At 64.5% G+C, this 24,749-nt stretch carries 23 protein-coding genes; 14 read left to right on the top strand and 9 right to left on the bottom strand.

Features of this window, described 5'->3' with window-relative positions; all coding sequences use genetic code 11:
• Nucleotides 1–71 precede the first annotated feature (71 nt).
• The 5 genes from ACWA1U_RS16840 to ACWA1U_RS16820 all read right to left on the bottom strand — a co-directional run bounded on the left by ACWA1U_RS16840 (nt 72) and on the right by ACWA1U_RS16820 (nt 4,792).
• The gene (locus ACWA1U_RS16840) at nt 72–824 is read right to left on the bottom strand and encodes an amino acid ABC transporter ATP-binding protein (protein WP_463723288.1); all 753 of its coding nucleotides are present in this window, start codon (nt 822–824) and stop codon (nt 72–74) included.
• A 2-nt stretch (nt 825–826) separates the two neighbouring features.
• Nucleotides 827–1,612 carry an amino acid ABC transporter permease gene (locus ACWA1U_RS16835; RefSeq protein ID WP_463723287.1) on the bottom strand — a complete coding sequence of 262 codons (786 nt, stop codon included), beginning with the start codon at nt 1,610–1,612 and terminating at the stop codon, nt 827–829.
• A gap of 83 nt (nt 1,613–1,695) precedes the next feature.
• Complete coding sequence (locus ACWA1U_RS16830) at nt 1,696–2,496, bottom strand: transporter substrate-binding domain-containing protein (protein ID WP_463723286.1); 801 nt, start codon at nt 2,494–2,496, stop codon at nt 1,696–1,698.
• 136 nt (nt 2,497–2,632) lie between these two features.
• The gene (locus ACWA1U_RS16825; protein WP_463723285.1) at nt 2,633–3,436 is read right to left on the bottom strand and encodes a DNA-formamidopyrimidine glycosylase family protein; all 804 of its coding nucleotides are present in this window, start codon (nt 3,434–3,436) and stop codon (nt 2,633–2,635) included.
• Between the two features lie 3 nt (nt 3,437–3,439).
• The gene (locus ACWA1U_RS16820) at nt 3,440–4,792 is read right to left on the bottom strand and encodes an isochorismate synthase (RefSeq protein ID WP_463723284.1); all 1,353 of its coding nucleotides are present in this window, start codon (nt 4,790–4,792) and stop codon (nt 3,440–3,442) included.
• 84 nt (nt 4,793–4,876) lie between these two features.
• On the opposite strand from ACWA1U_RS16820, the gene ACWA1U_RS16815 reads away from it, so the two are divergent.
• The 3 genes from ACWA1U_RS16815 to ACWA1U_RS16805 all read left to right on the top strand — a co-directional run bounded on the left by ACWA1U_RS16815 (nt 4,877) and on the right by ACWA1U_RS16805 (nt 8,210).
• Nucleotides 4,877–5,641: a demethylmenaquinone methyltransferase gene (locus ACWA1U_RS16815; protein WP_463723283.1), complete on the top strand. Its 765-nt coding sequence runs from the start codon at nt 4,877–4,879 to the stop codon at nt 5,639–5,641.
• The gene (locus ACWA1U_RS16810) at nt 5,642–6,910 is read left to right on the top strand and encodes a geranylgeranyl reductase family protein (protein WP_463723282.1); all 1,269 of its coding nucleotides are present in this window, start codon (nt 5,642–5,644) and stop codon (nt 6,908–6,910) included.
• A 196-nt stretch (nt 6,911–7,106) separates the two neighbouring features.
• A complete protein-coding gene (locus ACWA1U_RS16805; RefSeq protein ID WP_463723281.1) occupies nt 7,107–8,210 on the top strand; it encodes a polyprenyl synthetase family protein in 1,104 nt (367 codons plus the stop codon).
• Nucleotides 8,211–8,334: 124 nt separating this feature from the next.
• Here the strand turns inward: ACWA1U_RS16805 and ACWA1U_RS16800 are convergent, their stop codons facing one another.
• Genes ACWA1U_RS16800 through ACWA1U_RS16790 form a run of 3 tightly spaced genes read right to left on the bottom strand, consistent with a single transcriptional unit; the run spans nt 8,335 to nt 9,913 of the window.
• On the bottom strand, nt 8,335–8,802 hold the full coding sequence (locus ACWA1U_RS16800; protein ID WP_463723280.1) for an HIT family protein: 468 nt from the start codon (nt 8,800–8,802) through the stop codon (nt 8,335–8,337).
• Nucleotides 8,799–9,224, bottom strand: a complete 426-nt coding sequence (locus tag ACWA1U_RS16795) for a hypothetical protein (protein ID WP_463723279.1) — start codon at nt 9,222–9,224, stop codon at nt 8,799–8,801. The genes ACWA1U_RS16800 and ACWA1U_RS16795 overlap by 4 nt, the downstream gene beginning before the upstream one ends.
• Nucleotides 9,225–9,262: 38 nt before the next feature.
• The gene (locus ACWA1U_RS16790) at nt 9,263–9,913 is read right to left on the bottom strand and encodes a trimeric intracellular cation channel family protein (protein ID WP_463723278.1); all 651 of its coding nucleotides are present in this window, start codon (nt 9,911–9,913) and stop codon (nt 9,263–9,265) included.
• Nucleotides 9,914–9,966: 53 nt separating this feature from the next.
• On the opposite strand from ACWA1U_RS16790, the gene ACWA1U_RS16785 reads away from it, so the two are divergent.
• The 11 genes from ACWA1U_RS16785 to ACWA1U_RS16735 all read left to right on the top strand — a co-directional run bounded on the left by ACWA1U_RS16785 (nt 9,967) and on the right by ACWA1U_RS16735 (nt 23,023).
• Nucleotides 9,967–10,746, top strand: a complete 780-nt coding sequence (locus ACWA1U_RS16785; RefSeq protein ID WP_463723277.1) for a sirohydrochlorin chelatase — start codon at nt 9,967–9,969, stop codon at nt 10,744–10,746.
• 129 nt (nt 10,747–10,875) lie between these two features.
• Nucleotides 10,876–12,612 carry a nitrite/sulfite reductase gene (locus ACWA1U_RS16780; protein WP_463723276.1) on the top strand — a complete coding sequence of 579 codons (1,737 nt, stop codon included), beginning with the start codon at nt 10,876–10,878 and terminating at the stop codon, nt 12,610–12,612.
• Nucleotides 12,576–13,364, top strand: coding sequence for a phosphoadenylyl-sulfate reductase (locus ACWA1U_RS16775; RefSeq protein WP_463723275.1), 789 nt, complete (start codon nt 12,576–12,578; stop codon nt 13,362–13,364). The genes ACWA1U_RS16780 and ACWA1U_RS16775 overlap by 37 nt, the downstream gene beginning before the upstream one ends.
• Nucleotides 13,361–14,296, top strand: a complete 936-nt coding sequence (gene cysD / locus ACWA1U_RS16770) for a sulfate adenylyltransferase subunit CysD (protein ID WP_463723274.1) — start codon at nt 13,361–13,363, stop codon at nt 14,294–14,296. Before ACWA1U_RS16775 ends, cysD begins: the two co-directional genes overlap by 4 nt.
• Complete coding sequence (locus ACWA1U_RS16765; RefSeq protein ID WP_463723273.1) at nt 14,296–15,669, top strand: sulfate adenylyltransferase subunit 1; 1,374 nt, start codon at nt 14,296–14,298, stop codon at nt 15,667–15,669. Before cysD ends, ACWA1U_RS16765 begins: the two co-directional genes overlap by 1 nt.
• Complete coding sequence (locus ACWA1U_RS16760) at nt 15,659–16,828, top strand: ABC transporter substrate-binding protein (protein WP_463723272.1); 1,170 nt, start codon at nt 15,659–15,661, stop codon at nt 16,826–16,828. The genes ACWA1U_RS16765 and ACWA1U_RS16760 overlap by 11 nt, the downstream gene beginning before the upstream one ends.
• Before the next feature lie 11 nt (nt 16,829–16,839).
• Nucleotides 16,840–17,550, top strand: a complete 711-nt coding sequence (locus ACWA1U_RS16755; RefSeq protein ID WP_463725076.1) for an ABC transporter ATP-binding protein — start codon at nt 16,840–16,842, stop codon at nt 17,548–17,550.
• Complete coding sequence (locus ACWA1U_RS16750; RefSeq protein ID WP_463723271.1) at nt 17,540–18,484, top strand: ABC transporter permease; 945 nt, start codon at nt 17,540–17,542, stop codon at nt 18,482–18,484. Before ACWA1U_RS16755 ends, ACWA1U_RS16750 begins: the two co-directional genes overlap by 11 nt.
• Complete coding sequence (cobA, locus tag ACWA1U_RS16745; RefSeq protein ID WP_463723270.1) at nt 18,481–19,689, top strand: uroporphyrinogen-III C-methyltransferase; 1,209 nt, start codon at nt 18,481–18,483, stop codon at nt 19,687–19,689. Before ACWA1U_RS16750 ends, cobA begins: the two co-directional genes overlap by 4 nt.
• 43 nt (nt 19,690–19,732) lie before the next feature.
• Nucleotides 19,733–21,181: an FAD-dependent oxidoreductase gene (locus ACWA1U_RS16740; protein WP_463723269.1), complete on the top strand. Its 1,449-nt coding sequence runs from the start codon at nt 19,733–19,735 to the stop codon at nt 21,179–21,181.
• Nucleotides 21,182–21,325: 144 nt separating this feature from the next.
• Nucleotides 21,326–23,023: a sensor histidine kinase gene (locus ACWA1U_RS16735; RefSeq protein ID WP_463723268.1), complete on the top strand. Its 1,698-nt coding sequence runs from the start codon at nt 21,326–21,328 to the stop codon at nt 23,021–23,023.
• Nucleotides 23,024–23,039: 16 nt separating this feature from the next.
• Here ACWA1U_RS16735 and ACWA1U_RS16730 read toward each other — a convergent pair whose 3' ends face one another.
• Entirely contained in the window at nt 23,040–24,704 is a 1,665-nt protein-coding gene (locus tag ACWA1U_RS16730; RefSeq protein ID WP_463723267.1) for a BCCT family transporter, read from the bottom strand.
• Nucleotides 24,705–24,749 lie beyond the last annotated feature (45 nt).

The following is a 24,749-nucleotide window of genomic DNA, read 5'->3' as shown; positions in this document are numbered from 1 at the left end:
CGGAGTTTGGGTTGGTGCATGGGGTTGTGCGCCCATCCTCCCACGCACCAACCCAAACCGGAATGGATTCGCTAGAGGACCTTGGAAAGAAACTCCTGCGTCCGCGCATGCTGCGGGTTGCCGAGGACGTCCTCGGGGTTGCCCTGCTCGACGACGACGCCGCCGTCCATGAACACCACACGGTCACCGACCTCACGGGCGAAGCCCATTTCGTGGGTCACTACCATCATGGTCATGCCGTCCCGTGCCAGCTGCTTCATCACGTCCAGCACGTCGCCCACGAGTTCAGGATCAAGTGCGCTGGTTGGCTCGTCGAAGAGCATCATGTCAGGGTCCATCGACAGCGCCCTCGCGATGGCGACGCGCTGCTGCTGGCCGCCGGAGAGCTGCGAGGGGAAGGCGTCGGCTTTGTCCGCGAGGCCCACTTTCGCGAGGTTACGTTTCGCGATTTCGACGGCTTCGGGCTTCTTGCGCTTCTTGGCGCGCATCTGCGCGAGCGTCAGGTTGCCGGTTACGTTCAGGTGCGGGAACAGGTTGAACTGCTGGAACACCATGCCGATTCGCGTGCGCACCTGATCGAGGTCGGTGTCCACGTCAGTGATGTCTACGCCCTCAACAATGATGGTGCCCGACGTCGGCTCTTCTAACCGGTTGACGCAGCGCAGCAGCGTGGACTTGCCGGACCCCGACGGGCCGATGACACACACCACTTCACCCTGATCGACGTGGAAGTCGATGCCTTTGAGCACTTCGTTCTCGCCGAAGCTCTTGTGCAGGTTGCGTACTTCGATTGCGGGCACGCCGGTCTTCTGTAACTCGGCCATGGTTACCGGCCTCTCTTGTTATGGCGTTCCAGCTTGGCAACCAGCTGGGTGAGCGGGAGGGTGATGACCAGGTACAGCAGCGCTGCGATTACCAACGGCGTCGAGTTTGCCTGGGAGGAGACGGTGTCGCGGGCGAAGGTGGTGAGTTCCCGCTCACCAAGCGCCATACCGGCGATGAACAGCAGCGAGGTGTCTTTGATCAGGATGACTAATTCGTTGGTCAACGGAGGAGTGATGATGCGGAACGCCTGCGGCAGCACCACGGACACCAGCGTCCACGATGGACGCATGCCAAGGGAACGGGCAGCTTCAACCTGTCCCTTCGGCACAGCCTCAATGCCTGCGCGAATGGTTTCCGCAATGTAGGCGGCGGAAACGACGATCAACGCGATCAAACCGGCGCCGACTGCACCCCCCGGCGGGCGCCACTGGAACGCGATTGGAATTGCGAAAGCGAAGCCGAAGATGACAAGGAGCGCCGGAAGACCGCGGAAGAGCTCGATGTAAGCAGTGGCAACCCAGCGGTAAGGCCCGATGGGGGAGAGTTTCATCAAGGCCAGGATCAGGCCCCCGAGCATGCCCCCGATGAAGGCGATGATGGTGTAGACAACGGTGTTCTTCGCCGCCTCGACGATGATCGTTGGGAAAGTCGCTGCCGCCACATCAAGGTTGAAGAAGTTCTTGCGTATCGCCTCCCAGTCGGCGATGAAGATGATGAGGGCAACGGCGATGACGAAGATCGCATACAGAACACCGCGGAACAACCGCTTGCGGGTGGTGGGTCTCACGACTTCTACCTATCTTTGGAAAGAGGTGAACACGACTGCGGCAGTTCCAGGAGCTGGAACTGCCGCAAGGGGTGTGGAAGGGGTTACTTCTCCTCGAAGTAGGTGTTGTAAATCTCGTCATACGTCCCGCTGTCGCGCAGTTCGGTGAGTTGAGTGTTTACGGCCTCGACGAGTGCCTCAGTGCCCTCTTTCGAGAAGGCGAAACCGTACTGCTCATCCGTTTCGAATTCCGCCGCGATGGTGTACTCGCCGTCCTGAGTGTGATTGAGGTTGACGGGAAGGTCCTGAAGGATCGCCGCCACGTTCCCGGCCTGCAGAGCCGCGTATAGCTCCGCGTCGCTCGGGAAGGACACAACCTCGGTACCCTCCGGTGAGTTCTCCTCGGCATATGCCTTACCGGTGGTGCCCTGCTGGACTCCAACCGACTCGCCCGCAAGGTCTTCCAGAGTCGCGATGTCAGAATCAGCGGGTACTAGAAGGGACTGCAGCGAATCGTAGTAAGGCTCGGAGAACGTCAAATTTTCCTCCCGCTCAGGAGTGATGGTCATGGCGCTTGCTCCGGCGTCGCACTGGCCGGCAGCCAGCACCGCGCCCGACTGCAGGCCATCGAAGCCAACATCCTGCACGGTGAACTCGAGATCCAGGCCGGCGGCAATTTCCTTCATCAAGTCCATGTCGAAACCGACGTACTCGCCATTTTCTTCGTATTCGAACGGCTCATAGGGGATATCAGAGCAAACGGTCAGCGTGCCTGCGGAAACGAGGCCGAGTTCCGAGCTGCCTGCTTCTCCACCGCCTTCCGATTCGCTTCCGCCGCCGCAGGCGGTCAGGGTCAGTGCGCCGACTGCCACTACGGCAAGCGACTTGGAGATCTTCGAGAACATGCGGTACCTCAGCTTTGAAGGGGGTAAGGGGACAGAGTAAAGAAACGTCATGGACGATTCTAGCCGGAATAGAGATGTTCATCACAGGCTACAGGCATTGCCTATTAGTAACCAACAGTCGAGCCCACATTTCCGGCTAGTGAGGTTTGAGTGGCTGGCAACTCGGGCACCACCAGGTGCGGCGACGCCCGGGATCGCCCGGGACTTCGGTGCGGACAAGGACAGCCGCGCCGCATCGCAGGCACGGCTTGCCTGCACGTCCAGCGACCCAGTGCTGCTCACCTTTACGCGTGTTCCCTGTTGTCACCTGATGGGCGCCGGGCTGCGTGGCAGAGAAGCGCAGGCAACGAGCCCCGAGTGCCACTAGCGCGGGCACATCGACGTCGGCAACCGGCGTATCGGGATGAATTCCGCGCAGGAAGCAAAGCTCGTTGGCCCACAGATTGCCGAAGCCCGCGACATTGCGTTGGTCCAGCAACGCCGCGGCAACCCGCTGTCCGGGGTCCCGCAGTAGCCGGTCCACCGCTTCCCCTGGCGACCAGTCGCTTCTCAGCGGATCGGGCCCGAGGTGCCCGACGACGTCGTGCTCTGCCCGCGTGGGAAGGAGTTCGACGACGGGAAGGTGCATCCCGTAGGCCGTGGGACCGGCGTCGACCTCGAGGATCACCCAGGCGTCAGGAAGCAGCGTGCGCGGCAGCCGCTTGCCCGGAGCCGTAACCGTCCACGAGCCCTGCATCAGCAGGTGCGTGTGGAGGGTGAGGCCGCTGTCGAGACGGGTGAGCAGGTGTTTCCCGTGGGTGTCATGCCCGGTCACGCGCATACCGTCCAGCGGCTCGGTGGCGTGGGCTGGAACGCGCAGGTCGCCGCGCTTGAGGGTGCGGCCGTCGAGCGCCCTCCTGAGCCGCACGGCCAGCCGGAAAACGCTGTCACCCTCAGGCATCGGTCAGTACTTGATGGGGACCCGGAGGCCAAGAGCCTCGATCATCGGCCGGAACTTGCTCCACGTTTCCGCGAGCTCCGCCACCGGCTGTGATGCCTCCACAATTCCGCAGCCCGCATACATGCGCACCCGGGTTGGGGTTTCGACGACGGCGCCCCGCAGCGCGATTCCCCACTCGCCGTTGCCATGCGCGTCCATCCAGCCGACCGGGCCGGCGTAGGGCCCGCGCTCCAGGTGTTCGAGTTCGCGGATCAGCTCGCCCGCGACGGTGGTGGGCGTGCCGCACACTGCTGCGGTGGGATGGAGGGCCTCCACGAGAGCCAACGACGACGGCACCTGGCCGTCGTCGTCGACCGTCAGTTCAGCGCTCACATCAGAGGCAAGGTGCCACACGTTGGGGAGCTCAAGCACGAAGGGCTCGCTGTGGGACGTCATTGTCCGGGTGAACGGTTCGAGCTGCCGGGTGAGTGAATCGATGGCTATTTCGTGCTCGTGCTGCTGCTTTTCGGACCCTGCCAGCACGCGGTCCGCGTAGCCGCTCTCGCTGGAGGGAGCTGAGGAACGGTCGAGGGTGCCGGCGAGCACACGAGCCTGTGCGGTCTGGTTCTCCACCTTGATGAGCATCTCCGGCGTGGAACCGATCAGGCCGTCCACGGCGTACGTCCAGCAGTCGAAGTACCGGACGGCGAGTTCCCGCAGCACCTGCGCCGTCGATACCGGTGATCCCAGCTCAGCAACAACGTCCCGCGCGAGCACGAGCTTGCTCAGCTCGCCCTCCCGGATGTGCGCGACGCCGCGGCTCACCGCCGTCATCCACTGTTCCTCGGTGAGCACTCCGGGCGCGAGGCGGTCCTCCGGGGACGGTTCCCGTTCGGGATCGACGTCGTCCAGGTAGGACGCTAACGCTGCCTCGGCGGCGTCGGCGCTCAGCTCTGCATCGCCGTCGTCCGTTATATAGGTGAGCCAGCTTTTGCCGTCACGGCTGCCGACGATCAGCTGGGGCACGATCAGGCGCGAGAGGTGCCGGGAAGTCTTCGAGAAGGCGAAGGAGCCGAAAGCCAGTAGGCCGGTACCAGGCTGGGAGAGGGGATCGACGACGTCGGATGCGGCAACGATGTCGCGCCACCATGCCTGTCCCTGCGCAAACCGGCTGGGTCCGTGAGTGGTGAAGCGGGCTACTTCGCCGAAGCCCACCATTCCTCCACCGCGGCGGATCCAGGTATGGACGTCGTTGCGCATCACATAGTCAAGGAGGCCGGTGCTCAGTTCGAGATCACCCCGCTCGACGGTGATGCTCCGAAGCGCCGGCGCCTGATTCAGCGGCGTTGCCACTGCAGCAGGGGAGGGGTTACTCATGATGCATTAGCGTACTCCGCTCCGCTGCAGCTCCTGATCGGGCCGGATTGCAGGTGCGGCCGGATTGTTTGAGACAATGGGCGGGTGAATCGAGCATCGCTGGATAAGCGTCCCGAGGAAGTTGCGGCCATGTTTGACGACGTGGCTCCTAAGTACGACGTCGTCAATGACGTGCTTTCGCTAGGGCAAACGCACCGATGGCGGCGGATTGTGGTCGACGCGGTGGACGCCAAACCCGGTGACCGGGTCCTGGACCTGGCAGCCGGTACCGGCACCTCCAGCGAGCCGTTCGCTGACGCCGGCGTGAACGTCGTGGCGTGTGATTTCTCACTTGGAATGCTGCGCGTGGGCAAACGGCGGCGGCCCGACATCGACTTCATCGCCGGTGACGCCACCAACCTTCCCTTCGCGGACAACTCCTTTGACGCGAGCACCATCTCGTTCGGCCTGCGCAACGTTGACCAGCCCATCAAGGCGCTTGAGGAGATGCTCCGCGTCACCAAGCCCGGTGGCCGCCTGGTGATTGCTGAATTCTCACAGCCCACCGTCCCGCTGTGGCGCACCATGTATACCGAGTACCTCATGCGCGCCCTGCCTGCCATCGCGACGAAGGTCAGCTCCAACCCTGACGCGTACGTCTACCTCGCCGAGTCCATCCGCGCGTGGCCCAACCAGGACGAACTCGCGGCCTGGATCACCCAAAGCGGCTGGGAATCGGTGGCATACCGCAACCTCAACGGCGGCATCGTAGCGGTACACCGCGCTACCAAACCTGTAAACACCATTACGACGACGGCGGCAGCTTCCCAGACGCGAGGGCGCCGCCGCAGCAGCAGGGCTGCAAACTAGGTGTCCGTCCTCATCGTCGGTGCTGGGCCCGCAGGGTCAACCGCTGCGTACTACCTCGCTGCTGCGGGTATTGAGACAACCGTCGTCGAGAAGACCTTCTTCCCGCGCGAAAAGGTGTGCGGTGATGGCTTTACGCCCCGGGCCGTCCGAGAGATACAGCTGCTCGGCCTCCCGCACGGTGAGGAGCTCGGCTGGCGGCGGAACGTCGGGCTGCGTTTGCTGGCTGGTGGGCGCACTGTGGAGTTGCCCTGGCCCGAACTCAGCGACTTCCCCTCCTACGGGCTGGTGCGCACGCGGCTCGGTTTCGACGAGCAACTGGCCGCTCATGCGCGCGCCGCTGGTGCGCAGATTTTGGAGGGGCACTCGGTCACCGAAGCGGTACGCGATGAGTCCGGACGAGTGACCGGCGTCGTCGTCAATATCGTTGCACCGAATGGGCGCCGCACCGGCGAGCAGAAGACCCTCACCGCCGACGTCGTGCTGGCGGCTGACGGCAACTCCACCCGAACGGCCGTAAGCCTCGGAATGGCAAAGCGCGACGACCGCCCGCTTGGCGTGGCAGTACGCACCTACTTCACCAGCCCGCGGCACGAAGACCCGTGGATGGAAGGCTGGTTGGAACTGCCGGACGCCACGGGCAAGCCGCTGCCCGGGTACGGCTGGGTGTTCGGTGTGGGTGATGGAACGTCCAACGTTGGGCTCGGGATCCTGAATTCCTCGGCGTCATTCGGGAAGCTCGATTACAAGCAAGTGCTGCGCGACTGGACCGCCGGCATGCCAGCCGGTTGGGGATTCACCGAGGAGAACCAGGTCGGTGAGATCCGCGGGGCGGCGCTGCCGATGGGGTTCAACCGCACGCCGCATTACGTGCCAGGGATGCTGCTCCTTGGGGACGCCGGCGGAATGGTGTCGCCCTTCAACGGGGAGGGCATCTCCTACGCCATGGAATCTGCCCGTTACGCCGCGGAGTTCATCGAGCGGTCGCTGGCCGTGGCGCCAGGAACCGCGCGTGACCAAGTGCTTGCCGACTACTCGCCCTACATCCGGGACCAGTGGGGGAGCCACTTCACACTGGGCCGGATGTTCGCCACGCTGATCGGCAAACCCGCCATCCTCAAGCTGGCACTGCGCACCGGTATGCCGATCCCCGTGCTCATGCGTTTTGTGGTGCGGATGCTCGCGAATCTGACTGACGCGTCCGGGAAGGGCTTCGAGGACCGGGTGATCCGCGTGCTCGAAAGCCTGGTGCCGGCGACGTCGAACCAGTAGCGCTCGTCGCGGTCCCTCGCCCAGTAGCGCCTACCGGCCCCGAGGGGCTCGCTGCGCTCGCACCCGGATCCTGCCGATAGCGCCTACCGGCCCCCAGGGGCTCGCTGCGCTCGCACCCGGATCCTGCCGATAGCGCCTACCGGCTCCCAGGGGCTCGCTGCGCTCGCACCCGGATCCTGCCGATAGGCTTAGCCCCATGACGGATTCCTCCCAGACCAGCTGGACCAGCGCCGGCCACCCGCGTCCGCTCATCGACGAGCTGGACCCTTCGACCGGCGTCATTGCCACCGGTCTGCGGTTGCCCGCCGGATTCGCGCTGATTGCAGAAGACCCGGAGCTCGGGCCGGCTGTCTCGACCTGCCTCGCGAAGGTCGAGAAGCAGCTGAGGGAAGCGATAGCCAACTCGGACCCCATCGCGGACGCCACCTCGCGGCACCTGGTGGAAGCCGGCGGCAAGCGCATACGCCCGCTGCTCACCATCCTCGCCTCCCACCTCGGCGACGCGACCAAGCCGGAGGTGGTGGTTGCCGCCGTCGTTGTCGAACTCACCCACCTGGCGACGCTCTACCACGACGATGTTATGGACTCCGCCCCTTTCCGTCGCGGTGCGCCCACTGCGCATGAAGTATGGGGCAACTCGGTCGCCATCCTCACGGGCGACCTCATTTTCGCCCGCGCGTCCATCCTGGTGTCCGAGCTGGGAAGCCGCGCGCTCGGCATTCAGGCACGCACCTTCGAGCGGCTTTGCCTGGGCCAGCTCCACGAGACAGTGGGACCGCAGGACGGCGAAGACCCCGTAGCGCACTACCTCTCGGTTATCGCTGACAAGACCGGCTCGCTGGTTGCCGCTTCCGGCCAACTGGGGGCAATCTTTGCGGACGCACCGGCAGCAGCCATCGACGTCATGGTCTCCTATGGCGAGAAGGTGGGCGTGGCGTTCCAGCTCGCTGACGACGTCATCGACGTCACTGGCCTCAAAGTTAAGTCCGGCAAGTCCCCGGGAACCGACCTCCGCGAGGGCGTCCCGACGCTTCCGGTACTCCTTCTCCGCCATGCAGCGGCCGACGGCGACGAATCGGCTACACGGGTGCTGGAACTTGTCGACGGCGACCTGACCTCCGATGAGGCTTTGGCCGGCGCGGTGTCCGCCCTGCGGGAACACCCCGCGACCCAGCAGGCTTGGGCGGTCGCCCAGCAGTGGGCCGATGACGCCGTCGCTGCTCTCGAACCGCTGCCGGACAGCACGGTCAAGAGTGCCCTGGCCAGCTTCGCGCACGCTGTCGTGAGCCGGGACGTTTGACTTTTGGCCGCACTCACCTTGATGGGCCGTGCGTCCTCGGGGTCGCAGGTGTGCTGTCCAGTTTGCAGAATGAGCACTTCAGAAACGTCCAGTGTAAAGGCCGGGAAGCTGATGCGAGGCAGGCCTAGAGCACAGCGCGAAGTTCGGCGGCTTTCCGTGCCCGTACCGCAGGATCCACGATGGGACGCTTCGGTGTGAAGTAGAAACCGTCCTTGTGCCAGCGCGGGAGCACATGCTGGTGATAGTGCCACACGTGCTGGCTTCCCGCCGGTTCGTTGTGCTGGCGGGTGGAAACGCCGTCGGGGTCCCACGCGCGTTTGATGGCGATGGCCATGTCCCGGCTGACCGTCATGATGCGGCCGGCGACGTCGTCGGGCAGTTCATACAACAGCTCGTAGTGATCCCGCGGCGTGACCAGCACGTGCCCTGGTTCCGGTTCAAAACCGTGCGAAGCAATGAACGCGAGCACCAGGTCATCGGAGTAGATCAGGTCACCGGGCTGGCACAGGTTCGACGCAAAGCGGAACTCACCCGATGCAAGGTCGCAGAATGGGCACTCGTACCCAGCAGGTGCGTGGTGTGTCCAGCTCACGCGTCCTCTTCGTCCTCGAACACCCACTCGAACATGTCGAGCATGAATTCGCTGAAGGTGCCTTCCTCGTCTTTCCAGGAAGCACGCGCGTTGTTGCGGCGCCACACAATGGGATCCGGTACGGCGAGCTGGTCGGCACGGACTCCCCACACGAACTTCTCGTCGACGTCCTCCATGAACAGCAGGTAGCCGTCTTCGATTTCCAGCTCGTCAGGATCCCAGACGTAGTGGAATGCCTCCATGAGGTCCTCGGACGCTCCGACTGCAAGGTAGAACTCGCGAAGCGCCAACGGCAGCGGGAAGTCCTGGCCCTCACGCAGTTCAGTGAGCTCGTCTTCGGAGAGGCCGTCTTCCGCCACCCAGGGCTCGTCAAAATAGGCGGGCACCAGGGCGCGGAATTTTTCCAGGAACAGCTCGGTCACGGGTGGCTCCAGGTGGGGTTGGGGGGATTGCTGCAATCCTATCCCGCCCGCGGCGGCTCGGGGTCCCGCGTCCCGCGCAGGTGGGACAGGACCGCCAGCGGTGCATGCCACCCCGCCCGCCAGGCAAGCACGCGCAGCGCGAAGACCAGGATGGCGACGGCGATTCCCGTGAGGGCGTTGAACCAGTCCAGCCGGGCGAGCACCACCGTCAGTGCCGCGCCGAGAAAGGCGGGCAGGGCGTAAATGTCACCTGGGTTGAACAGTTGCGGCACTTCATTGGCGACGACGTCACGCAGCAGGCCGCCCCCGACGGCGGTGGTCACCCCCAGCAGGACGGCCGCTATGGGGTGCAGCCCGGCGTCAACGGCTTTGAGCGCGCCGACAATACAGAACAGTGCCAGCCCGCCGGCGTCGAACAGGACGAGCAGCTTGGACACCCGCTCGAGGCGGGAGTACAGGAAGTACACCAGCAGTGTCGCGAGCAGAGGGGGAGCCAGGTACAGCGGGTTGGAGAACGCAACAGGGACGACGCCGATGATCACGTCGCGGGCAACGCCGCCTCCCAGCGAGGCCAGTGAGGCGAGCAGCAGAGACCCGACGAGGTCGAATCCCTTGCGGGCAGCAAGCAGGGAACCTGATACCGCGAAAAAGAAAACACCGAACAGGTCGAGGATCAGCGCGGCAGTCATGAGGTCCTTGGATTACGGGGCACAACTGACAATGGTCGCAGGCGGGTGCTTCAATGGCCAACATGCACACTCCGAACCAGCCGGCTCAAAATCCCGTGCTGATTGCCTGTTCCCATGGCACCAGCAGCGCCGAGGGGCAGGCGGCCGTCAATCGGCTCCGTCAGGAGATGGCCGAGCTGCGCCCCGAGCTGGACATTCGTGAGGCCTACGTCGATGTGCAGGAACCTGACCTTCCGTCAGTGGTTGCTGCGCTGCCGGAAGGCCCGGCCGTCGTCGTGCCCTTGCTCCTGTCCGTGGGGTACCACGTGAAGGTGGACATTTCACAAGCGGTGGCAAGCCGCCCGCAGACCGTGGCGGCCGCCCCGCTCGGCCCAGACCCCCGGCTCGCGGCACTGCTGCAGCAGCGGCTGGAGGAGGCCGGAGTCGAGGAGGATGACGCCGTCGTCCTCGCGGCCGCCGGCTCCTCGGATGCCTGCGCGGCCGTGGACGTGGAAGAGCTCGCCAGTCAGCTGGGCGGCCTGCGGAATGGGCGCATCCAGCCCGGCTACGGAGCCAGCGCGAAGCCGTCGGTGTCTGTTGCGGTGCAGGAACAATCGCTGACGGGGAAAGCTCCGGCTGTCGCGGCATATCTCCTGGCGCCGGGCTACTTTCATGACCAGCTTTTCAAGGCCGGCGGATCGGTGGTGAGCGCGCCGCTGCTGCCGTCCACGGACATCGCGAAAGTGGCGCTCGCGCGCTACGACGAGGCGGTCCGTCGGGCTATTACCCCTAACCCAAACCGGGATTGCGGCCGTCCGTGCAGGCCGCTGGTGGAGGTCTGCGCAAGGCTCTGACCGCGTCCCCGTTTTCGCGTGGGCCGGGCATGTCAACCTTTTGACGTGATTGTGACGCGAGGAGTCGTCACGTGAACGGGTGTTGCCGGTCCTTTGATGGGGTTCAAACGCCGGACCTACTGTTTTTCTATGACGAGTTCAGTCGTGACCAATGCGAGCCCAGCCGAGCGGAAACCAGCGGCCAAGACGAGGCCTGCCCAAAAGCCGCACGGCCAGTGGAAGGTTGACGGGACCACTCCGCTCAACGCCAATGAAACCTGGAAGCAGGAAGACAACGGGCTCAACGTCCGCGAGCGCATCGAGCAGGTGTACTCCAAGAACGGTTTCGACTCGATTGAAGGCACCGACCTCCATGGACGTTTCCGCTGGTGGGGCCTGTACACGCAGCGGCGCCCGGGCATCGACGGCGGCAAGACCGCCACACTGGAGCCGCACGAACTCGAAGACAAGTACTTCATGCTCCGAGTTCGGATCGACGGCGGTGCGCTCACCACCCAGCAACTGCGGGTGATCGGTGAAATCTCCACCGAATTCGCCCGAGGCTCCGCGGACCTCACAGACCGCCAGAACATTCAGCTGCACTGGATCCGTGTGGAGGACGTTCCCGAGATCTGGAACAGGTTGGAAGCAATCGGCCTGTCCACAACCGAAGCCTGCGGCGACGTGCCGCGCGTCATCCTCGGTTCCCCGGTAGCGGGCATCGCCAAGGACGAAATCATCGATCCCACGCCACTCATCCACGAGCTGAGCGAGCGTTTCATCGGCGATCCCGAACTCGCCAACCTTCCTCGCAAGTACAAGACCGCAATCACCGGGCACCCCAGCCAGGACGTAGTCCACGAGATCAACGACTTCGCCCTCGTTGGTGTCACTCACCCTGAACTTGGTATCGGGTATGACCTCTGGGTTGGCGGCGGCCTCTCCACCAACCCCCGCCTCGCTGAGCGGCTTGGAGTCTTCGTCTCACCGGATGTCGCCGCTGAGGTGTGGCTCGGCGTCACCAGCATTTTCCGCGACTACGGTTACCGCCGCATGCGTACCAAGGCACGACTGAAGTTCCTCCTCAATGACTGGGGACCGGTGAAGTTCCGCCAGATCCTGCAGGACGAGTATCTGGGATTCGAGCTGCCCGAGGGCCCGGCTGCCCCCAAACCGCCGACGCCGGGCGACCACGTGGGTATCCACGAGCAGAAGGACGGGAAGTTCTACATCGGCGTCGCGCCCACCGTGGGCCGAGTCTCCGGGGAGATCCTGACGAGGCTCGCGGACACGCTTGAAGCGCACGGCTCCACCCGCCTGCGCACCACGCCGCACCAGAAACTCGTGGTGCTCGACGTCGACAAGGACCACGTTGAGCCGCTGGTAGCCGAACTGGATGCGCTTGGGCTCTCCGCCCGGCCATCGCTGTTCCGCCGCTCCACCATCGCGTGCACCGGCATCGAATACTGCAAGCTCGCCATCGTGGAAACCAAGGTCACCGCGGCCACCGCGATTTCCGAGCTTGAGCGGCGGCTCGCCGACTTGGTGGACAACGGGACCCTGACCCAGCCGATTGCCCTTCACATCAACGGCTGCCCCAACTCCTGCGCTCGCATCCAGACCGCTGACATCGGCCTCAAAGGCATGATGCTGCCAACGCCCGACGGTGACCCCACACCCGGCTTCCAGGTGCATCTGGGCGGTGGGCTCGCAGATTCCAGCCGCGAAGAAGCTGGCCTCGGCCGAACCATCCGCGGCCTCAAAGTCACCGTCGAAAACCTCCCTGACTACGTGGAGCGGGTAGTCCGCCAGTACGCGGCGGATCGCCAGGACAACGAGACCTTCGCCCAATGGGCGCACCGCGCCGAGGAAGGAGTGCTGCAGTGAGTGCTCACAGTGTTACGGGTCTGCCGTCAGGCCAGATCGCTGCGCGTCCTGCCCGCCGCCCGGAGGAAGAGTTGCGGGCGCTCGCCGTCAGAGGAGCCGAGGAGCTTGGCTGGGATTCGCCCGCCGAAAGCGTAATCGCCTGGGTTGCCCGGAACTTCGATCTCACCCAGGCCGCTGTGGCTTGCTCCATGGCCGACGCCGTGCTGCCGCACCTGGTGTCGCAGCAGTTCCCCGGAGTGGACGTACTGTTCCTCGAAACGGGCTACCACTTCACGGAGACCCACATCACCCGAAACGAAGTCGCGGAACAGTTGGACATCAACATCGTCGACGTGATGCCGGAACTGACTGTTGCTGAGCAGGATGCCCAGTTCGGCAAGGACCTGTTCGGCCGTGATCCAGCCCAGTGCTGCGCCATGCGGAAGATGGACCCGCTCAAGAAGGCCCTGTCCGGATACGAGGTCTGGTTCACCGGTGTGCGCCGCGACGAAGCCCCCACCCGCACCAACACCCCGTTGGTGACCTGGGACCACGTCCACAGCCTGGTGAAGATCAACCCGCTTGCCGCCTGGACCTTCGATGAACTCCTCGACTATGCCGGCGAGCATCAAGTGCCCGTGAACATGCTCCTGTCCAGCGGCTACCCCTCCATCGGATGCAAGCCCTGCACCCGGCCGGTAGCCCCAGGAGAAGACCCAAGAGCCGGCCGCTGGGCCGGTCTAGCGAAGACAGAGTGCGGAATCCACCAATGAGCCATTCATCCCAGACCATTGAGGACCCGATCGTAGCGAAGGGGCTCTCAAGCCTCGACGCTTTGGAGTCCGAAGCGATACACATCATTCGCGAGGTCGTCGCTGAGTTTGAGCGGCCCGCGCTGCTGTTCTCTGGTGGCAAGGACTCCGTGGTGATGCTGCACCTGGCCACCAAGGCGTTCTGGCCCGGCAAGGTTCCGTTCCCGGTGCTGCATGTTGACACCGGCCACAACTTCCCCGAGGTCATCGAGTTCCGCGACCGCACCGTGGAGCGGCTTGGCATCCGGTTGGTTATCGGCTCTGTTCAGGAGTACATCGACCGCGGCGAGCTTCACGATCGCGCCGACGGCACCCGTAATCCGCTGCAGACCGTTCCGTTGCTGGACACCATCAACGCCAACAAGTTCGATGCCGTCTTCGGCGGCGGCCGGCGCGATGAGGACAAGGCACGCGCCAAGGAACGGATCCTGAGCCTGCGCGACGAGTTCGGCCAGTGGGACCCCCGTAACCAGCGCCCGGAACTGTGGAACCTCTACAACGGCCGTCACACGGTGGGCCAGCATGTCCGCGCTTTCCCGATCAGCAACTGGACCGAACTGGATATCTGGCGCTATATCGAGCGGGAAAACATTGAACTTCCGGGGCTCTACTATGCCCACGAGCGCGAGGTCTACAGCCGCGACGGAATGTGGCGCGCAGTCGGCGAAGTGTCGATGCCCACCGAGAAGGAAACCGTTGAGACGCGCTTGGTCCGCTACCGTACCGTCGGCGACATGTCCTGCACAGGCGCCGTCGAATCCGATGCAACGGATGTCGCCGCCGTCGTGCGCGAAGTAGCCCTCAGTACCCTCACCGAACGCGGCGCCACCCGGGCAGATGACCGGATTTCCGAAGCCGCGATGGAAGACCGCAAGAAAGACGGGTACTTCTAATGAGCACCACCGCAGTTGAAACAGCCCTCGAACACTCGACGCTGTTCAGGTTTGCGACCGCCGGGTCCGTCGACGACGGCAAGTCCACCCTCGTGGGCCGCCTGCTGCACGACAGCAAGTCGGTGCTCGCTGACCAGCTCGACGCCGTTGCCCGCACCTCGGCGGAGCGCGGTTTCGGCGGGGAGCGGGGAGGCCTGGACCTTGCACTGCTGACTGATGGCCTGCGCGCCGAACGCGAGCAGGGCATCACCATCGACGTCGCGTACCGCTACTTCGCCACAGCGAACCGCACATTCATCCTCGCCGACACCCCTGGCCACGTGCAGTACACCAAGAACACGGTGACTGGCGCGTCCACAGCGGACGCCGTCGTTGTTCTCATCGATGCCCGCAAGGGCGTGCTGGAGCAGACCCGCAGGCACCTCGCGGTGTCGCGGCTGCTGCGGGTGGCGCACATAGTCGTTGCCGTGAACAAGATCGACCTCGTTGACTACAGCGAAGCCGTGTTCCGCGACGTCGAAGCCCAGTTGAAGCAGGCCGCCCGCGAGCTAAAGGTCGACGAGCCCGCGATCATCCCGGTGTCCGCACTCGAGGGTGACAACGTGGTGGACCGCTCCGACAAGACGCCCTGGTACAGCGGACCGTCGTTGCTCGAGCTGCTCGAACAGCTGCCCGCCCTGGCTGACCTGGAAACCGACGTGGAAGCGTTCCGGTTCCCCGTGCAGACCGTCATCCGTCCGCAGGGCGCTGTGGCACCCGGCCTGGATGCCGAGGTCTACCGCGACTACCGCGGGTACGCAGGCCAGGTTGCCGCCGGCTCGATCCGCGTGGGTGATGCCGTCACCGTGCAGCCATCAGGCAGGGAGACCACGGTCATCGGCATCGATTTCGCCGGGCAGGAACTCCAGGAGGCATTCGCGCCGCAGTCGGTGGTGCTTCGCCTCGCTGACGACATCGACATTGCCCGCGGGGATCTGCTGGCGGAAGCTGGACCCGCGGCCGCGCTGCCCCAACCCACCCAGGACCTTTACGCAGCCCTCTGTTGGCTTTCGCCGAAGCCGCTGAAGGAGGGCTCGCGGCTCCTCATCAAGCACGGCAGCAAGACGGTCCAGGGCCTGGTTCGCCAGGTCATCAACAAGCTGGACCTGTCAGCGTTCGCCGATCAACCGGCGTCGGGCCTTGAGCTCAACGACATCGGGACCGTCCACATCCGCCTGGCAGCACCGCTGCCCGTGGACAACTACGTGAACTTCCGCCGAACCGGAGCTTTCCTGGTTATCGACCCCTCCGACGGCAACACCCTGGCTGCAGGCCTGGTGGAATCCGACCACCTGGAACTCGCAGCCCGCGAGGACGAACGCTATGACATATGACCAGAACACCCCCGTCAACGAGAACCTGACCCGCCCCGGCAAGCGCGGAGTCCTGCTCAAGAGCCGCACAGCTGAGGGAATCATCGCGGGAGCCGCGGTAGCCATCGTTGCAACCGGGGCCGCTATTACTGCCTACGCTTCATCGCAGTCCGTTCCACAGAGTACGACGACGGCGGCACCGGTAACTGACGCCGCCGAGGTTCGCCTGGGCTACTTCGGCAACCTCACGCACGCTCCTGCGCTGGCCGGTCTTGAGAACGGCTACTTCGAGGAGGAGCTAGGCGACATCCGGCTGAGTACGCAGGTCTTCAACGCCGGCCCGTCGGCGATCGAGGCGCTCAACGCCGGCGCGATCGACGCAACGTTCATCGGGCCGAATCCGGCCATCAACTCCTACGTCCAGAGCCAGGGCGAGTCGCTGCGCATTGTTTCCGGAGCGACATCAGGCGGCGCGCAGCTGGTGGTGAAGCCGGGTATCGATTCGGCCGATGACCTCCAGGGTGCGACCCTCGCCACCCCGCAGCTCGGGAACACCCAGGACGTTGCCCTTCGTGTGTGGCTGGACGAGCAGGGTTTTGAGACCAAGATCGACGGCGGTGGAGACGTTGGCATTGTTCCCACCGAGAACGCGACTACCCTTCAGCTGTTTCAGAACGGCGACATCGATGGCGCCTGGCTGCCTGAGCCCTGGGCCTCGCGCCTGGTGATCGACGTCGGCGCCGAGGTACTGACTGATGAAGCTGACCTCTGGCCCCAGGGCAAGTTCGCCACAACCATCCTGGTGGTGAACAAGCAGTTCCTCGAGGAGCACCCCAACCAGGTCAAGGCACTTCTCCGGGCGGAGCAGCGGGCCATTACCTGGCTGAACGAAAACCCTGCGGAGACACCGGACCTCATCAATGAGGGCCTGGTGGCTGCCAACGCGAAACCGCTGGCCGAACCCGTTCTCGAGCGGGCGCTTGAAAACGTCACGTTCTCCCAGGAACCCCTGGCCGGTGCGCTGGCGCAACTCCTCGAAGACGGCGTGCAGGCCGGCACTACCGAGGAGGCCGAGCTCGAAGGCATCCTCGACCTCACCCTGCTCAACGAGCTGGAGTTGGAAGCGGGCCGCGCGGAGTACGACGACGCCGGGCTGGGTTCCGCAGGAACATCGCCGTGAGCGCAGCGCAGATCGAGATCAAGGGATTGTCGAAGCAGTTCTCGGCCGACTCCCCGCTGGTGCTCGAGGACGTAAACCTGCGCGTAGCGAAGGGCGAGTTTGTTGCCCTCCTGGGTGCATCGGGTTGCGGTAAATCCACCCTGCTGAACCTGATCGCGGGTCTTGAGGAGCCGACGTCGGGCACTATCGCCTCCCCGAAGGCGGCGTTCATGTTCCAGGACGCCTCGCTCTTCCCCTGGTTGTCCGCGCTGGCCAACGTCGAACTCGCGCTGGAACTACGTGGCGCAGCAAAAGCGGAGCGGCGTAGCGAGGCACTTCGCCTGCTCGAACTGGTGCACCTGGCCGATGCCGCACATAAGCGTCCGCATGAGCTCTCCGGCGGCATGCGCCAGCGCGTGGCCCTTGCCCGGTCGCTCGCACAGAACCGTGACGTCCTGCTCATGGACGAGCCGTTCGCGGCGCTCGACGCCATCACCCGCGACCTGCTTCACGATGAGCTGCAACGAGTCTGGCGTGAAACCGGCCGCACCATCGTTTTCATTACGCACAACGTGCGGGAGGCGGTCCGGCTGGGTCAGCGCGTGCTGCTGATGTCATCACGTCCAGGCCGGGTGGTTGCGGAGTGGAGTGTGACAGGCCTTGAAGAAGAGCAGGGTCCAACGGCTCTGACCGCGGAAATCACCGCCGAGCTCCGGAAGGAGATCCGCCGCCATGCAGCCTGACCAGGCACTCGCCAGGCGCGAGGAGGAACCAACATCGATCAATGATGTGGAACCGCTTCCAGCTGAACTCACCACCGAAGACGACCGCGCCCTCGAGAAGGGCCTTGACGCCCTCCAGCAGGAGACCCGCGTCCAGTCCTCCTGGAAGGCCAGTATCACCAAGGCCTTGTTGCCGGTGGCCGCTCTGGTGGCCGTCCTCTACGCCTGGCAGATGTACGTCTGGATTGCCCGGCCTCGGCCGGACCAGCTTCCCGGTCCCGCCGACGTGTTCGGTACCCTGGGCACGCTGTGGCAGAACGGCGACGCGGTCGAGACCGTCCTCACGAGTCTGCAGCGCGGCGTCGTGGGCTTTGCAATCGCCGTCGTTATCGCAACACCGCTCGGTCTGCTGCTCGCCCAGAGCAGGATCCTGCGCGGCGCCTTTGGGCCACTGATCTCAGGCCTGCAGGTGCTGCCTTCAGTTGCGTGGGTGCCAGCGGCCGTGATCTGGTTCGGTCTCAGCGATGCAACCGTGTACTTCGTGGTGCTCATGGGTGCTATCCCGTCGATCACCAACGGACTCATTGCGGGAGTTGACCATGTGCCTGACCAGCATCGCCGGGTAGGGCACGTGCTCGGTGCAAACCGGTGGCAACTGGCCACCCGGATCATCCTCCCCGCTGCGCTGCCCAGCTACGTCTCCGGGCTGAAGCAGGGCTGGGCGTTCTCATGGCGCTCACTCATGGCTGCAGAAATCATCGCAACAGGCGGAACCCTTGGCTTCGGACTTGGTGCGCTGCTGGACCAGGGACGTCAGTTCTCCTCGATGGCCACAGTCATCGCGGCAATCCTGCTCATCCTCTTTATCGGAATTGTGGTGGAACTGCTCATCTTCGGTCCGTTGGAACGTCGCCTGTTGCGGCGCCGCGGCCTGCTGATCGGAGGATCGCGATGACGTACCCACTCGGACTGCAGTTGCGAGGCCGGAAGGTCCTGGTCGTCGGCGGTGGCCCCGTCGCGGCCCGCCGCATCCCGGCCCTGTGTGAGGCCGGCGCGCTGGTCACCGTCGTCGCGCCGTATGCCTGCGAAGACATCACCGACCTGGCCCGGGAACAGAAGCTTCAGTGGCTCCAGCGTGAGTACGTAACGTCCGACCTCGACGGCGCGTGGCTGGTCCTCAGCCACTCCGGGTCCCCTGCGGTCGAGGACCGCGTTGCGGCCGATGCCGACGAGGCCCGGGTCTGGTGCGTCAAGGGCGGGGATCACAGGCAGTCCCGTGCATGGGTTCCCGCGGTTGCGAAGGTGGACGATGTCGTCGTCGCCGTGAACACCAACGGTGATCCCAAACGGGCAGCGGCCCTGCGCGACGGCGTTGCGGCCGCACTCGATTCCGGCGAACTGCCCTTGCGCCGTCACCGGGTTGTGGAAGGTGCCGTTGGCTCCGTCGCCCTGGTGGGCGGCGGACCTGCCGACGCAGGACTGATCACCACCCGCGGGCGGCGCCTGCTGGCGATGGCCGACGTCGTCGTCGCTGACCGCCTCGGTCCGCGCGCGTTGATCCCCGGGCTGGGCGCAGACGTGCAGGTCATCGAGGTAGGGAAGTTACCAGGTCACCACCCGGTGCCGCAGGACGAGATCAACCGGATCCTCGTTGAGCAGGCTCTGCTCGGCAACCGTGTGGTCAGGCTCAAGGGCGGGGACCCCTATGTGCTTGGGCGCGGCGGCGAGGAAGAGGCGTACTGCCGCGACCACGGCGTACCCGTCGAAGTGGTGCCGGGTGTCACCTCAGCCATCTCCGTACCTGCCGCGGCCGGCATCCCCGTGACGCACAGGGGAGTGGCGAAGGGCTTCAGCGTCATCACCGGACATGAGGACATCGCCCAGCAGGCCGGGCTCATTCCTCCGGGCAGCGACCACACTCTGGTGCTCCTGATGGGTGTCTCGCTGCTGCGCAATTCCACCGAATCGTTGATCAGCGGAGGGCGCTCGGAGTCCACGCCGGTGGCCATCATCGAAAACGGGTGGATGGACTCGCAGCGGGTCACCACCGGAACGCTCGCAACCATCGCCGATTTTGCCGGGGCGCGCGGAGTCAAGTCTCCCGCCGTCGTCGTCATCGGTGACGTGGTCACCCTCTCGCCGCACTGGCCCGCCAACTAACTACCAAGACCTTTCGAAAAAGACGAAGAATAGGAACACAGCCGTGTCGCAACCCACCTCCTTCTCCCACAAGCGTGCGCTGCGTGTCGCCGTCGTCGGCTCCGGTCCGGCCGGAGTCTACGCCGCCGACATCCTGACCAAGTCCGCGCCCGTTGCCTCGGGTGAACTGACGGTCAGCATCGACCTTTATGACCGCTACCCGGCACCGTACGGCCTCATCCGTTACGGGGTTGCGCCGGACCACCCGCGCATCAAGGGCATCGTGAACGCGCTGCACAAGGTGCTGGACCGAGGCGACATCCGGTTCTTCGGCAACGTCGAGTACGGCACGGACCTCACCATGGAGGACCTGCAGGCCCATTACGACGCCGTCATCTTCGCCACCGGCGCCATCAAGGACGCCGACCTCAACATCCCGGGCATCGAACTTGAGGGGTCCTTTGGCGGAGCTGACTTCGTGTCCTGGTTCGACGGGCACCCCGACGTCCCGCGCGATTGGCCGCTCGAAGCGAAGGAAATAGCGGTCATCGGCAACGGGAACGTGGCCCTCGATGTGGCGCGCATGCTCTCCAAGCACGCCGAGGACCTGCTCGTCACCGAGATCCCCGACAACGTCTACCAGGGGCTCCAGGCCTCGCCGGTGACCGACGTCCACGTCTTCGGCCGCCGCGGCCCGGCCCAGGTGAAGTTCACCCCGCTTGAGCTCCGCGAACTGTCCCATTCCCGCGACGTCGACATTGTGCTCTACCCGGAAGATTTCGAGTTCGACGCCGAATCCGACCGCCAGATCCAGACGAACAACCAGATCAAGACCATGGTGGGAACGCTCACCAACTGGATCGCCGAGCAGCCTGAGGACCTCTCCGAACTGACCGCGTCACGCCGCCTGCACCTGCACTTCCTGCACAATCCGGTTGAGGTTCTCGGTGAGGACGGTCTGGTCAGCGGCATCAAGTTCGAGCGCACCGAGCTTGACGGCACGGGCAACGCCGTGGGCACCGGCGAGTTTATCGACTACCCGGTGCAGGCCGTGTACCGTGCGGTGGGCTACTTCGGGTCAGCCCTTCCGGAGGTCGAGTTCGACCACAACCGGGGCGTCATCCCGAACGACGGCGGCCGCGTCCTGGACGCTTCAGGCACCCACGTGCCGGGCGTGTACGCAACAGGTTGGATCAAGCGTGGTCCGGTCGGGCTGATCGGTCACACCAAGGGCGACGCTCTCGAAACGATCACCTACCTGCTTGAGGACCTGGGGAACCTGCCGGTCGCCAGCGCGCCGGAGGATGCCGCCGTCGTCGAACTCCTCGAATCGCGCGGCGTGCAGTACACCACGTGGGAGGGTTGGCTGGCGCTGGATGCGCACGAGCGCGCGCTGGGCGACGCGGCAACCGAGATCGACGGCGTGGTGCGCGAACGTATCAAGGTTGTTCCCAGGGGAGAGATGGTGTCGGTTTCCCGGACGGCGCACGTCGAGGCCCAGGCCGGCGCCTAGCAACATTCAGCTGGCAGCTTTTACCTGGTTTTCTGCTTCCGGCGCCTCGACTGATGTCAGGCGCCGGACGTCTCTATAGAGTGGAGGCAGTCGGCAGGCGGCCTTATGGTGATCCTGCCGTTGACTGGGAGGAGCAACCGCGCGATGGACAACGTTCTGTCCTACCTGACGTTCAACACCCGTCAGTTCCACGAGATGTCCATGCGCGCCAGAGTGCTGCTCAGCCAGGCTCCCATGTCGATCACCGTAGGGGCGCTGGCAATCGGCAGCATCTTCTTCCAACCGGAGGTTTGGGCGAGCGGCGCCTACCAGTGGGGAATGGTGATCAGCGCCGTCGTCCTCGCGTTGTGCGTCCTCATTCCGTGGGACCGCGTGCACTACGGGTTGTTTCTGATCATCCCGGTGCTGAACTTCATCCCGGTCGGGTTCCTGCGCTTCGGGGCGAATACAGAAGTGCTGGGAATCGGGCTCATGTCCGTGTTCCCTGTGGTCTGGCTCTGCGCTTCCGGCCTCTATCCGCGGCTTTGCCTCGCGGTGAGTTTCTTCGGTCCGCTGGCGATGATCTGGGTACCACTTTTCCTCACCGATCCGGACGTGACGGTCGGAGACCTCACCCAGTCCGTGCTGCTTCCCGTCATCATCTTCGCCGTCGCCGTGACGATCAGGGTCATGACGGCGAGCATGATGGACCAGCAGAAGGCGATGGAGGAAAAGGATCACGCGTTACAGAGCATCCTGCGGCGCAGCGCTCAGCGGGAGCGGCTTCTCAACGCTACGGTGAACACTGTGGACGTAGGGCTTCTTGCGGTGGACAGCGACGGTCACGACATCCTCTTCAACCGACGCCAGCACGAGATCCACCAGGCGGGGCTTCCCGACGGGGTGGATGACGCCGCCGAGAAGGACCTGATGCTCTTCGAGAGCGACGGCGTCACCCCCATTCCGGCTGAACAGCGGCCCGCCTACCTCGCCGTCCACGGTGAGACTTTCTCCGACTACCTGGTGCGGGTCGGGAAGGCGCCGGATCAACGGGTTTTGTCCGCTTCGGCGCGGGTAATGCTCGATGAAGCAGGCACCCGCGAAGGAGCGGTGATCGCGTTCAATGACGTCACCGACCTCGTTGATGCGCTGAACGCCAAGGAGGAGTTCGTGGCAATGGTCTCGCACGAGCTGCGCACGCCGCTTACGGTGATCGTGGGCTACCTCGAGATCATGCTCGACGAGGAGCCACCGCCGAGCATTAAGGGCGGCCTGAACATCATCGGGCGCAACGTCACTCGGTTGAGGCGTTTGGTGGATGATCTCCTCGCAATCGCTGCCGGCACCACCGACGTATCCCCGGTTCCATCCGACCTCGGTGAGATTGCCCGAGAGTCCGCGGGCGCGATCACGACCCGCGCGAAGGAGACCGGCGTCGTCATCGTCAATGAAGTGCCGCAGGGACTGATCGCCCGTTGCGACCCGGCGCGCGTCGGGCAGGTGCTCGACAACCTGCTCTCAAACGCGGTGAAGTACTCGCCGTCCGGTGGGACGGTGACAGTGCGAGCGCAGCGTATGCCCGGTACCGTGGTGTGCGAGGTCGAGGACCAGGGCATGGGCATGAGCCCGGAAGACGTGGAGCAGGTGTTTTCCAAGTTCTTCCGGACGACGGCGGTGCGCCAGGCGGCGATTCCCGGCGTCGGGCTTGGGCTTGCCATTGTTCGGTCGATTGTTGAAGAGCACGGCGGCGAAATTCACTGCCGCAGCGAACTGGGGAAGGGGACCACCTTCACCTTCGAACTGCCCGACCTCCAGGCTCCTGACGGACAGCCCCACGTGGCAGCGAGCGATTCCACCGTCTAGGACCCCAGGGGAGCGCCTACCTCGCGGCGGCCGCCGCGGCGGTTTCTTCGGCGGTTCCTAGATCCTCGGCCTGCCGTCCAGGATCCGGCTCCGGGGCGACCGGCGTATGACGACGCTTCGGCCCGACGATTGCCGGGTCTTTCCGGAGGTCCATCATCAGCGCAACGCTCAGACCGATCATGATCAGCAGGAACGGTGCTGCAGCGATGATCGTAAGGGTTTGCAGTGCTTCGAGGCTGCCGATGAACAGGAGCACTGCGGCGACCGCACCTGTCATTCCTCCCCACAGGATAGTCAGCCACTTCCGCGGGTGTTCCGCACCGAAGGAGGACAGCGAACCGAGCACGATGGACGAGGCGTCAGCACCGGAGACAAAGAACACCGCAATCAGCAACACCACAAGGATCGATGTCACGGCGGCCAGCGGATACTCGGCCAGGAGCGTGAACATCGCCGACTCCTGGCTTTCCGCGTTGGCGGCTGCAATGTCGACGCCGTTATTCTGCGCGGTGATCGCGGTTCCGCCCCAGACTCCAAACCAGACGAGGCTGACCAGGCTCGGCACGGCGACGACGCCGAGGACGAATTCGCGGATGGTCCGTCCACGCGAGATCTTCGCCAGGAATGAGCCGACAAAAGGTGTCCAGGAAACCCACCACGCCCAGTAGAAAATGGTCCAGCCGGCAAGCCACTCGTGGCCGCCGAACGCCCCGGTCCGGGTTGCCATCTGGGGCAGGGCAAAGAGGTAGTTTCCGGCGGAGGATGGAATCAGTTCGAGGATGAACACCGTCGGGCCGACAACAAACAGGAAGGCAAGCAGCACCAGGGCGGCGATCATGTTGCCGTTGGACAGCCACTTGATACCGCGGGAGATGCCGCTGACCGCCGAAACGACAAAGCACACCGTGAGTACCGCGATGAGGCCAACCTGGACCCAGAGGTTGCTCTCAATGCCGAAGACCTCGGTGAGCCCACCGTTGATCTGTACGACGCCGAGGCCTAGGGAAGTAGCGGATCCGAACAGGGTTGCGAAGATCGCGAAGACGTCGATCGCCCGGAGCGCCTTGATGTCGGTCCGGCCGCGGAAAAGCGGCGCAAAGGCCGCGCTGAACCCCGTCCCGCGGCCCTTGCGGAACGCGGAGTAAGCGAGTGCCAGTCCGACGACGGCGTAAATCGCCCAAGGGTGCAGCGACCAGTGGAACAGTGTGTAGTTCATTGCCTGGCGGGCAGCGGCGTCGCTGCCGGGCAACACACCGTCGATGGGTGGGGTCAGGTAGTGCGAGATCGGTTCCGTGACGCCGTAGAACATGAGCCCGATGCCCATTCCGGCGCTGAACATCATGGCGATCCAGGATGCCCTTGAAAAGGCGGGTTTCTCGTCGTCCTTGCCCAGGCGGATGCGGCCGTACTTGCTGAAAGCGAGGAACGCGGCGAAACCCACGAAACCGGTGGCGGTCAGAACGAAAGCCCAGGAGAAGTTGGTTACCAATCCATCGAGGACACTGCTGGTGACATCGGCGAAGCCGGCGGGAAAGACCACACCGAGAATCACCAGCGCCAGCACGACCACCAGGGACGTGTAAAAGACCGGACGATCGAGGGCGCCGTTCATACGAGCGGGAGCGGTTGTAGTTTTCGCGGAACCGGGGGGTCCGGACTGGGCGGGAGCAGAAGTGGGCATCCTTCCACCGTAGGCCCTTGTACTAGAGCGGCCGGGCATGTTAGG

This window comes from Arthrobacter sp. TRD_SC_6 (genome assembly GCF_055361185.1).
Note: the sequence above shows the minus strand (reverse complement) of the source record. Positions and strands in the feature narration are given on the sequence as shown.